Origin of the sequence: Saccharothrix carnea (genome assembly GCF_003014735.1) — a bacterium.
Classification (GTDB): domain Bacteria; phylum Actinomycetota; class Actinomycetes; order Mycobacteriales; family Pseudonocardiaceae; genus Actinosynnema; species Actinosynnema carneum.
This window is the reverse complement of record NZ_PYAX01000019.1, coordinates 120,586-130,604: the sequence shown is the minus strand read 5'-3', so window position 1 is coordinate 130,604 and position 10,019 is coordinate 120,586. Positions and strand designations below refer to the sequence as shown.

Annotated in this window: 10 protein-coding genes; 5 read left to right on the top strand and 5 right to left on the bottom strand. The window is 72.8% G+C overall.

All coding sequences use genetic code 11. The features are described 5' to 3' along the window. Positions 1 to 192: 192 nt before the first annotated feature. A complete protein-coding gene (locus tag B0I31_RS35520) occupies positions 193 to 1,023 on the bottom strand; it encodes an imine reductase family protein (RefSeq protein ID WP_106619776.1) in 831 nt (276 codons plus the stop codon). 52 nt (positions 1,024 to 1,075) lie between these two features. On the opposite strand from B0I31_RS35520, the gene B0I31_RS35515 reads away from it, so the two are divergent. From B0I31_RS35515 to B0I31_RS35505, 3 genes are all read left to right on the top strand, one after another. After that, on the top strand, positions 1,076 to 1,435 hold the full coding sequence (locus B0I31_RS35515; protein WP_106619775.1) for a MerR family transcriptional regulator: 360 nt from the start codon (positions 1,076 to 1,078) through the stop codon (positions 1,433 to 1,435). Positions 1,436 to 1,747: 312 nt separating this feature from the next. Further along, positions 1,748 to 2,917 (top strand): PucR family transcriptional regulator, encoded by a 1,170-nt coding sequence (locus B0I31_RS35510; RefSeq protein ID WP_245950669.1) that lies wholly within the window; start codon positions 1,748 to 1,750, stop codon positions 2,915 to 2,917. 134 nt (positions 2,918 to 3,051) lie between these two features. Continuing rightward, on the top strand, positions 3,052 to 3,915 hold the full coding sequence (locus B0I31_RS35505) for a hypothetical protein (protein WP_106619774.1): 864 nt from the start codon (positions 3,052 to 3,054) through the stop codon (positions 3,913 to 3,915). A gap of 6 nt (positions 3,916 to 3,921) precedes the next feature. Here the strand turns inward: B0I31_RS35505 and B0I31_RS35500 are convergent, their stop codons facing one another. Beyond that, positions 3,922 to 4,827, bottom strand: coding sequence for a DMT family transporter (locus B0I31_RS35500; RefSeq protein WP_245950668.1), 906 nt, complete (start codon positions 4,825 to 4,827; stop codon positions 3,922 to 3,924). A gap of 73 nt (positions 4,828 to 4,900) precedes the next feature. On the opposite strand from B0I31_RS35500, the gene B0I31_RS35495 reads away from it, so the two are divergent. Beyond that, positions 4,901 to 5,815 (top strand): LysR family transcriptional regulator, encoded by a 915-nt coding sequence (locus tag B0I31_RS35495; protein WP_106619773.1) that lies wholly within the window; start codon positions 4,901 to 4,903, stop codon positions 5,813 to 5,815. A gap of 10 nt (positions 5,816 to 5,825) precedes the next feature. Here the strand turns inward: B0I31_RS35495 and B0I31_RS35490 are convergent, their stop codons facing one another. Next, a complete protein-coding gene (locus B0I31_RS35490; RefSeq protein ID WP_106619801.1) occupies positions 5,826 to 7,001 on the bottom strand; it encodes a citrate/2-methylcitrate synthase in 1,176 nt (391 codons plus the stop codon). A gap of 93 nt (positions 7,002 to 7,094) precedes the next feature. Between B0I31_RS35490 and B0I31_RS35485 the strand changes: the two genes are divergently transcribed. Next, positions 7,095 to 8,273 carry a citrate synthase gene (locus B0I31_RS35485; protein WP_106619772.1) on the top strand — a complete coding sequence of 393 codons (1,179 nt, stop codon included), beginning with the start codon at positions 7,095 to 7,097 and terminating at the stop codon, positions 8,271 to 8,273. 23 nt (positions 8,274 to 8,296) lie between these two features. Here the strand turns inward: B0I31_RS35485 and B0I31_RS35480 are convergent, their stop codons facing one another. Together B0I31_RS35480 and B0I31_RS35475 are read right to left on the bottom strand one after the other, a co-directional pair. Further along, positions 8,297 to 8,953 (bottom strand): TOPRIM nucleotidyl transferase/hydrolase domain-containing protein, encoded by a 657-nt coding sequence (locus B0I31_RS35480; protein WP_219910959.1) that lies wholly within the window; start codon positions 8,951 to 8,953, stop codon positions 8,297 to 8,299. A gap of 172 nt (positions 8,954 to 9,125) precedes the next feature. Continuing rightward, a complete protein-coding gene (locus B0I31_RS35475) occupies positions 9,126 to 10,019 on the bottom strand; it encodes an LLM class F420-dependent oxidoreductase (RefSeq protein ID WP_106619771.1) in 894 nt (297 codons plus the stop codon).

The window sequence follows — 10,019 nt, the reverse complement described above, 5'->3', positions numbered from 1 at the left end:
CAACTGTGGGCGCCCTCTTGACGCGTGTGGTAGCCCGGAGGGAGGTCGGTGGGATGACACGAAGCCCGGGACCACGCTGGGTCGGGAGATCCAGGCGTAGTTGGGGTCATCCTGCTGATCTGCCCGTCCGGCGAGGACGCTTTTGATCTTTTAAGGCTTTCAAGGCTTTTCAAGCTTTTGAAGGCTTTCGGGCTAGGGCACGGCGAGGCGGGTAAACCCGGCCGACCCGTGCCCGGCGTCGATCGCCTGCCGCACCGCGGACCGCACGGCGCTGAGCACGCTGTCGTCCAAGCCGTTCGCCTGAACGGTGGTGATGACGTCGTCCAGGATCGCCGCCGCCGAGGCGATCGTGGAGGCGTCGCCGGGGAAGTGGTTCGCGGTGACGTGCTCGGCGACCACGTCGATCAGCTCGGGGAGCAGTCCGGCCATCACCTTCGCGTAGCCGGCGAACTCCGTCGCGGCGATGTTCTCCGCGGCGCCCAAGCGGAACGCGTGGACCACGCCGGACATCGACGTCCAGAACAGGTCCAACAAGGACACGTTGAACCCGGCCGCGCGCCCCGGATCTTCACCGAGGTAGGTCCCGTTCTCGCCGAGCGCGGCCAGCGTGATCCGGTGAGCCTGGTAGACGTCGTAGGGCCCGCTGAACAGCAGTGCCGCCTCCGGTCCACCGACGATCCCGTTCAGGAGCACGCCGTCGAGGTAGCCGATGCCGTGCCCGGCCGCCCACGCGGCCATCTCACGGGCCTGTTGCGGCGAGCCGCCGGTGAGGTTGACCAGGGCGCGGCCCGTCAGCGCGTCGGCGTCGAGAACCGATCGCACGGCCTCGTGGTCCAGCACGCACACGATGGTCAGCGGGCTCGCGGCGATCGCGTCGGCGGCGGTGTCGGCGACGGTGGCGTCGAGGTCGTCCCCCTTGCCCGGCGTGCGGTTCCACACGGTGGTGGGGTGGCTGGCGGCGGCGAACGCGGTCGCCAGCGCCCGGCCCATCGGGCCCAGTCCGAGGACGGTCACGGGTGTCATGCCGGCTAAGCTAAACCTTCACGTTGACGTCAGAGTCAAGCCTGGAGTCGGGATGCGCATCGGGGAACTGTCGCGACGGACCGGCGTCAGCGAGCGCGCCCTGCGGTACTACGAGGAACAGGGCTTGCTGCGCCCGCAACGGCGGCCGAGCGGCTATCGCGTGTACGGCGACGCGGACGTGGCGGCGGTGCGGCGGATCCGGGTCCTGCTCGCCGCGGGCCTCACCCTCGCGCAGATCGTGGCGGCCCTGCCCTGCATGGTGGACGACGACGGGCTGCTCCTGCCGAGTTGCCCGGAACTGGTCGACGAACTGGTCAAGCACCGGGACCGGATCGGCGAGGCCATCGGCGAACTGGAAGCCACCCGCGCCAACCTGGACACCATCATCGCCGCCGAACGGCGAGCGGGCTGACCCGGCAGGCGAGCCCGTCATCCGGCGGTGCGGACGGTGGCGACCGCCCGCACCGCGTCCCTGGAGGCAACCGCAAGGCGATCGTCAGGTTCGCCTTGCTCTCCGCGCGCGATCCTGGGACGTGTGCTTCGAGCTTCCACCTGATGACCCGGCGACCCTCCGGTCGGACGCGCCGGGGGGTCGTCGGTGAGTGCGGGCCACGACACCGTCGCCCAGGTCGTGGACGACCACGACGCCCGGTCTCGGCCCGGGGTCCCCGGGTCCCGTGACCACTCGATCGCGTCCGCCGCGGCGGTTGTCAGACTCACGCCCATGGCACGAACCAGGCGGGCGCCCTCCACCCCCGAGCACGGGGTGAACCCGTTCGCGGACGTAGCGGACATGGCCAGCCGTGACGCGCACGGCGTACCCGGCGACCTCCTCGAGGGCTACCTGGAGGAACTGGACGAGGTCAGCACGACGGGGCGGCCGTTGCGGCCGGACCAGTTGCGTGCCCGTCGCGAGGTCGGCACGCGGGCGGCGGAGCGCGGCGTTTCCCTGCACGGGGTGATCGACCTGCACCTGAGCGCCACCTGGCTGGCGTGGCGGTCGTTGTCCGGTGTGCGGCAGGCGACCGGAGCCGACGCGGTCCGCGCCGCGGGCGAGGCGGTGTTCAAGGCCGCCGACGTCGCCGTCACGGCCATCGCCGAGGGGTACGAGGAGGCGCAGCGCTGGGCCGTGCGCCAGGAGGAGTCGTTCCGCCGGGAGTTCGTCGACGACCTGCTCGACGGGCGCAACCTCGGGCAGTTGGCCGAACGGGCGGAACGGTTCGGCCTCCGGTTGGCCGGCAGCAACGTGGTGGCGGCCGTCCGCTCGACGCGGCCGGTGGTCGACGGCGGCGAGGTGGCCCGGGCGGTCGAGACGTCGCTCGGCCTGCGCGTGGATTTCCGTGACGTGCTGGTCACCACCAAGGACGGCCTGCTGATCTGCGTCACGCCCGACGCGCGGCCCGACGTGCCGGACGAGTTCGTGCGCCAGGTGGGCGCGGCACTGGGACCGGACACCACGTGGCGGGTCGGCCTCGGCCGGGCGCACTCCGGTCCCGGCGGCGTGGTCCGCTCGTTCGAGCAGGCCAGGTACGCCTTGGACCTCGCCGAACGGCTCGGTCTGCCCGGACGCCTGCACAAGGCCGTCGACCTGCTGGTCTACCAGGTGCTGCTGCGGGACAGCGCCGCGTTGCAGGACCTGGTGTCGGTCGTCCTCCAGCCCTTGCGCACCGCGCGCGGCGGGCCGGAGCCGTTGCTGGAGACGCTGGCGGCCTACTTCGCCAACGGTCACGTCGCGGCGGCGTGCGCGCGTGAGCTGCACCTGGGCGTCCGCACGGTGACCTATCGCCTGCAACGGGTCGCGGAGCTGACCGGGTACTCCGTCGACGATCCAGCCCAGGCGCTGTCGCTCCAGGTGGCGGTGCTCGGCGCGAAACTGCTCGACTGGCCCGGCTGACGGGATCCCGGGGCAACCTCCGATGAGGACGCACCACCCCGTTGAACGGCCGTCCGAGCCGGTGGGGCACCCTGTTCTCAGGCCCTGTCGTGTCCGCGCGGGGATTGCCCACGCCCACGACCGAGGATCCACACGTGACGCTGCCCTACGAGTCCGACGACGACCAAGCCGCCGACCGCTACATCAACGCCGCGCTGCGCAGCCGTGACGCCGAGGCCTGGCGGTTGCTGGCCTCCGACGCCCACGTCGAGCAGACCGACCGGGTGCTGCGCGCGATGCTCGATCGGATCGCGGTGGCCCGCACGCACCGCACGGCCGAGCGCGCCACGGCTCGCGTGCGGGCGTTGGACGGCGAGATCAGCCAGGCCGAGTACCAGCGTGACGCGGCCGAGGACGCCACCCGCGCCACGAAGGCCGCCCACTTCGAGACGTTGGTGCGCGAACACCACCGGCTGATCGCGCCGGCGGCCCGCAAGCTGCGCGGTGACGACGTCCGCGACGAGTTGACGGACCTGGTGCTCGCCCTGGGGACGGCCATCGACGCCCACCGCGCCGCCGTGCTCGCGTCCGGTGCCGAGCCGAGTCCGGCCGACCGGGCGCTGTGGGCGCGGCTGACCACGCTCGACGTGCCGGCCACGGCGGACGGCGAGGGGCGCACGTCGGTGGAGGAGCTGGTCGGGCGCCACGCGGCGAAGCAGGACGATTTCGGGCGCGTGCTGGCCGAGATCATCCTCGACACGGCGGGCGACGAGACCTCGGTACCGCGCGCCGCCCTGCTGACGGCGTGGAAGAAGGCGGTCGGACCCATGCTGGCCGCCGAGGAGAAGACCGAGTTCGCGGCCAAGGGCAAAGGTTCCCTGGCGACCGAGAAGCTCCGCAAGACCATGGGCCACCTGGAGCGCAAGGGCCTGGTCAAGCGTTCCGGCCCGCAGGACGGCCAGCGACTGGACGTGCTCGACCGGCAGGGCCTGGAGGAACTGGCCGATCGGGCGCGGTGAGCACGGCTACCGGCGGCCACCGGCGCTGACGAAGGCGACCACGGCGAGCACCACCAGGCACCCGGCCAGCTGCGGCACGCTCGGCCGCTCGTGCAGCAGCCCGACGCCCATGAGGATCGCGCCCACCGGTTGCAGCAGCATCATCGTCGCGCCGGTGGCGCTCGACAGCCGGGGCAGCGCCGTGGAGATCAGCAGCCAGCCCGCGATCTGGCCGATCAGCGCCAACGCCACGAGCCAGCCGAGCGCGGGCCACCCGGGTGACAGGTCGAGCCGGTCGGCGGGCACGCCGATCGCCACCGCCACCACCCCGGCCGACACCGTGGCCAGGAACAACGTGTGGTCGCGGGCACCGGGGCCGGTGCTGTGCCGCATCAGCACCAGGTAGGCCGCGAAACCCACGCCCGCGCCCAGCGCGAGCACCGCGCCCAGCACCGGGTCCGGGCCGAACGCGGGCGTGCCCGCCAGACCGCCCGCGAGCACGATCCCGCCCAGCAGCACCGGGGCGGCGAACACGAACCTGTTGGACGGCCGTTCCCGGAACACCAGGTACGCCACCGCCGGCACGATCACCACCTGCACGGACAGCAGCACGGTCGCGATACCGGCGCCGACCAGCGCGATGGCGTCGCCCCACAGCACGAAGTCCACGCCGAGCCCCACGCCCGCGAGCAACGGCAGCAGCACGCGCCGCCGCGAGGTGCCCCGCCGCCGTTCCCGCCACACCAGGACGGCCAGCACCGGCAGCGAGAACAGGCACCGCCAGAACGCGCTGGTGCTGCCGCTGGTCTCGGACACCTTGATGAAGACCGACGACAGCGCGATGCAGAGGCTGCCCGCGAGCGCCAGCAGCGCCGGGTTCACCTTCGCGGGTGGCGGCGTCACGGTCGCGAGGCGGGCTTCGGTCGTGGTCACGGGTCCACCCTGCGATGCCCGACCGTCAAGGACAAGCGAATTGTCGTGAGCGGAACTCGGTAGCATCTCTACCGTGTTCAGTCTGGAGCGGATGCGGGCCCTGCACGCCGTGGCGACCCACGGGACGGTCGCGGCGGCGGCGACGGCGCTGCACGTCACCCCGTCCGGCGTGTCGCAGCAGTTGGCGAAGCTGGAACGCGAAGCCGGGCAGCGGCTGCTCGAACCGCACGGCCGGACCGTCCGCCTCACCACCGCCGGGCACGTGCTGGCGGGCCACGCGGCGGCCATCCTGGCGCAGGTAGAGAAGGCCCGGACCGACCTGGAACTGCTGCGCGACGACATCACCGGCCCGCTGCGCATCGGCGCCATCCCCACCACCGTGCACGCCCTGCTGCCGCCCGTGCTGGCGACGTTGCGCGCCCAGCACCCCGGCCTCGAAGTGACCCTGCACGAGGGCGAAGCCGAGGAGACCATGCCGCTGGTGGTCGACGGCAGGCTGGACGTGGCGATCCTGGAGAGCTGGGAACACCGACCCACCACCGTGCCGCCGTCGACCTCGCGCACCACGCTGCTGTCCGACGTGGCCGACGTCGCCGTGCCCGCGAGCCACCGGCTGGCGCACCGCAAGGTCGTCGACCTGACCGAGGTCGACGACATACCGTGGATCGCCTGGAGCGCGGGCTCCAGCTGCCACGCCTGGCTCACGCACGTGCTCAGGCAGCAGGGCATGGCCGGGCGGATCAGTTGCACCGTCGGCAGCTACCCGACCCAGCTGGCTCTGGTGGCGGGCAACGTGGGCGCGGCCGCCGTCCCGCGCCTGGGTCGCGACGCGGTGCCCGAGGGCGTGCGGTTCCTGACCACCCGCCCCGCCCTGAACCGCACCATCTACGCGATCAACCGCGCCGAGGACGACGATCGCGGTGCGATCAGGGCGTGCGTGGACGCGCTGACGGCGGAAGCGGCCAGGTTCCACCACCTCGCCTGGTGACGTGCGAGACCTACCGGTTCGGCGTGAGCGCCCGGTGGGGTTCCTCGGGCAGCGGTCGCGGTGCGGGCGGGCCGACGTAGCGGGCCGCCGGCCGGATGACCTTGCCGCCCGCCGCCTGCTCCAGCACGTTGGCCGTCCAGCCGATGACCCGGCCGACGGTGAACGTGGGCGTGAACATCGACCTCGGGATGCCGCACTGCTCCATCACGACACCGGCGTAGAACTCCACGTTGGCGTACAGCTCGCGGCCCGGCTTCAGCTCGGCGAGCACGTCGACCACGCGCCGTTCGACGGTGGTGGCGAACTCGGCCAGCTCCGGGTGGAAACCGCGGCGGCCGAGGTCGAGCGCGAGGTCGCGCAGCATCCGGGCGCGCGGGTCCTCGGTGCGGTAGACGGCGTGCCCGAAGCCCATGATCCGGTCGCCGGACCGCACCTTGTCCCGCACCCACGCGTCGACGCGGTCGGGTGAGCCGATCTCGTCCAGACCGTCCAGCGCGCGATCCGGCGCGCCACCGTGCAGCGGGCCGACGAACGCGCCGATGGCGGCGGCGACGGCGGAGACGACGTCGGAACCGGTGGACGTGACGACCCGCGCGGTGAACGTCGAGGCGTTGAAGCCGTGGTCGACGGTGGCGACGAGGTAGCTCTGGACGGCGGCGGCCCGCGCCTCGTCGGGAACCTCGCCGGTGACCAGGTAGAGCCAGTTCGCCGCCGCGGAAAGGTCCGCGCGCGGCTCCAGCGGCTCCAGCCCGGCGCGCAGCCGGTGCAGCGCTGCGAGGATGGTCGGCGTGACGGCGCTGACCAGCACCGCGTCGGCACGGCGGCGCGCGGGCGTCGCGTCCCAGACCGGCGGCAGGCCGCGGGCGGCGGCGAGCAGCGACAACGCGGTGCGCAGACCCGCCAGCGGGGTGAACCGGTCGCCGGCGCGGGCGAGGGCGGGCAGCACCTCGCGCACCTCGTCCGGCAGGTGCCGCAGGGCGGCGACGTCCTCGGTGAAACGGGCGCGTTCGGCCGGGTCGGGCAGCCGCCCTTCGAGGAAGAGGAACCACACGTCCTCCACCGTCCGGGTCCGGGCCAGCTCGATCGCCGAGTAGCCGCGGTAGTGGTATAAGCCCTCGCCGCCGCGCACGTCACCCAGTTCGGTGGTGGTGACCACGACATCGCGCAGGCCCGCCGGTACGTCCATGACAACCTCCTCGTCGACCGGCTCCACTGTCGATTCGGCAATCAACTATTGTCAACGTTGATACAGTCAACCTGAACCGAGGAGCCGCAGGTCGTGCCGACCGGGAGTGACGAGCGTTACCTGACGACCGCCGAGGTGGCCCGGCGGCTCGGCGTGAAGACCCAGACCGTCTACGCCTACGCCAGCCGCGGCCTGCTGCGCAGCGTGCGACTGCCGGGACGGCGGGGGAGCTTCTTCGCGCAGTCCGAGGTCGACGCGTTCGTGGCACGCGGCCGCGATGAACGGCAGCCGTCCGGGGCCGTCGAGCGGATCCGCACCGAGCTGACCCTGCTTGACGACGACGAGCTGCGCTACCGCGGCCACCGCGCCACCGACCTCGCCTCGTCGCACACGTTCGAGTCGGTCGCCACGCTGTTGTGGACCGGCGAACCGGCCGACGAGCCGTTCCCCACTGACGAAGCCCTGGTGGGCACGGTGCGCACCGCACTGGCCGCCCTGCCGGACGCCGCACGGACGACGGACCGGTTCAAGGTCGCCGCCGCCGTGCTGGGCGCCACCGACCCGCTGCGGTTCGACCTGTCACCGGGAGCCGTCGTCCGGGTGGGCAGGCGGCTCATCGGCGTCTTCGCCGACGCACTGCCCGGCACGGCTGGCGACGGCGACCTCATCGCCCGGCGACTGGCGGGCAAGCTCGGCGACCGGCCCGTCGACCCCGCGCTGCTCGACCTAGCGCTCGTCCTGCTCGCCGACCACGACCTCGCCGTGTCCACGGTCGCCGTGCGCGTGGCCGCCAGCGCCCGCGCGCACCCGTACTCGGTGGTGTCCGCCGGTCTCGGCGCGGTCGACGGCCAGTACCACGGTGTCGCGAGCACCCTGGCGTACCGGTTCCTGCGTGACGCGGCGGACGACCCGTTCGGCGCGCTGGCGGAACGGCAGCGCACCGGTGGCGTCCCCGGCTTCGGCCACCGGGTCTACCAGAGCCGCGACCCGCGTGCCGAGGCGCTGTTCGCCGCACTGCGTCGGCACGAGGCCGCCCGGGAGGTCATGGCCACCGTCGACGTGGTCGCCCAGGGCGCGGGCACGTTCCCGAACGTCGACCTGGCGTTGGCGGCGCTGATGCACGCCTACCGCCTGCGCCCGGACGCCGGTGAGGCGATCTTCGCGCTGGCGCGCTGCGCGGGCTGGCTCGCGCACGCGATCGAGGAGTACCGCGAGCCCGGACTGAGGTTCCGCCCGGTCGGCGTCTACACCGGCGAGCGCCCGGAACGGTGACCCGGGCACTGGACCGTCCGGCGTCACACGGCGGCGAGGACCGCTTCGAGCGGACGGGGCAGGGCGTCGCGGGCGATGGCCGCCTCCACCAGCAGCCGGGCGTAGCGCAGCTTGCGGCGTGCTCCGCTGCCCAGGAACCGGCGCAGCTGCGCCTCCGTCTCCCGGCCGCGCCAGGCCGGCTGGGCCCGCATCGAGCGGAACGAACCCAGGTCGCCCTGCGAGTCGAAGAGCGCCTCGACCCCGGCGGTGCCCACGGCGCGGATCAGCTCGTCCTCCAGGTCGTCGACGCAGACGTGGAAGCCGAGTTGTTCCAGGTCGGCGCGCGTGCGGGGTGAGCCGATCCCGGCGGCGGTCAGTCCGCGCCGGAAGATGGCCTCCTCGTTCAGGTCGCACAGACCGGCCAGCCGCACCCGGGTGCCGAGCAGTCCGAGGAAACGCCCGATCGCGTGCGCACCGCCGATCGGCACGACGACGATCCGCTCCGCCGCGAGGTCCCGACCGCGGCCCACCGCCGCCGTCTCCAGCGCGATCTGGTCGCTGATGCCCTCGACCAGCACCACGGCCGCGGCGGTGCCCACCTTCGCCATGGCCAGGGCCGTCGCCCGGACCGGCGCGGCCGGGCCGCTCACGTACCCGTCGAGGGCGCGCCGGCCCAGTTCGAGGCGATCGGCGGCATCCACGGCGGCTCCCGTCTTCCGGCACGACGCGTGCACGGACCGGACGGTACGGCCACCGGGACGCTGCCGATCGCGGTGGGGCCGATCGCGGTGGGGCCGATCGCGGTGGGCACCGCCACCGGCTTCCGTCGTTCCGGCCGCCCCGGATCCGATCAGGGCGGCCGGAACGGTGCGGTCAGGCGCCGTTCATGGTGTCGGCTACCTCCTTGAGGAACTTCCGCTCCAGCCCGGTCGGCAGCATGACCACGATGCGGTCGACACCGGCCGCCTGGTAGTCGTCCAGCCGGTCGAGGTGGGCGAGGAAGACGGTGACCTCCATGCGCCCGCGACCGGCCGCGGCGGCACGTTCGCGCAACTCGACGACCCGCGCCTTGAACAGCCCGGCGTCGGCGTGGTGACCGGGCATCCACCCGTCGCCGAGGGCCAGCACGCGGTCGAGCACGGTGGGGCCGTCGCCGCCGAGGAACACCGGCGGCCGGGGCCGCTGCACCGGCTTCGGCCACGAGTAGATCGGGTCGAAGTCGACGAACTTGCCGTGGTACTCGGCCTGGTCGCTGGTCCAGATCCGCTGCATCGCCTCCATCCGCTCGGCCATCAGCGTCATCCGGGTGCGGTACTCGGTGCCGTGGTTGCGGATCTCCTCGTGGTTCCACGGCGAGCCGACGCCGACACCGAAGATCAACCGCCCGTTGGACAGCTGGTCGAGGGTCGCGACCTGCTTGGCCAGCCAGATCGGATCCCGCTGCACGACCAGGCAGATGCCGGTGCCGATGCGCAACGTCGAGGTGACCGCGGCCATCGACGACAGCGTCACGAACTGCTCGCGGTTGCGGTAGAAGTCGCGGGGCATGTCGCTGCCCGCTTCCTCGAACCCGTCGCTGAGGTCCTTGCGCTCCGCGATGTTGACCGTCTTCTCGTTGCCCGTGCCGAACCGCAGCGAACGGGTCACCGGCACGTGGCTGTGGTCGGGGACGAACACCGACTCGATGCCGAGCCCCTCGGCCTCACGGGCGAGTTCGAGGGGGTCGAGGCCCTCGTCGGAGTTCATCGAGAACACACCGAACTTCAT

Bases quoted from the DNA above. Each gene is read 5' to 3' on its own strand.
- B0I31_RS35520 (WP_106619776.1), bottom strand. From the start codon at position 1,023: ATGACACCCGTGACCGTCCTCGGACTGGGCCCGATGGGCCGGGCGCTG.
- B0I31_RS35515 (WP_106619775.1), top strand. From the start codon at position 1,076: ATGCGCATCGGGGAACTGTCGCGACGGACCGGCGTCAGCGAGCGCGCC.
- B0I31_RS35510 (WP_245950669.1), top strand. From the start codon at position 1,748: ATGGCACGAACCAGGCGGGCGCCCTCCACCCCCGAGCACGGGGTGAAC.
- B0I31_RS35490 (WP_106619801.1), bottom strand. From the start codon at position 7,001: ATGGACGTACCGGCGGGCCTGCGCGATGTCGTGGTCACCACCACCGAA.
- B0I31_RS35475 (WP_106619771.1), bottom strand. From the start codon at position 10,019: ATGAAGTTCGGTGTGTTCTCGATGAACTCCGACGAGGGCCTCGACCCC.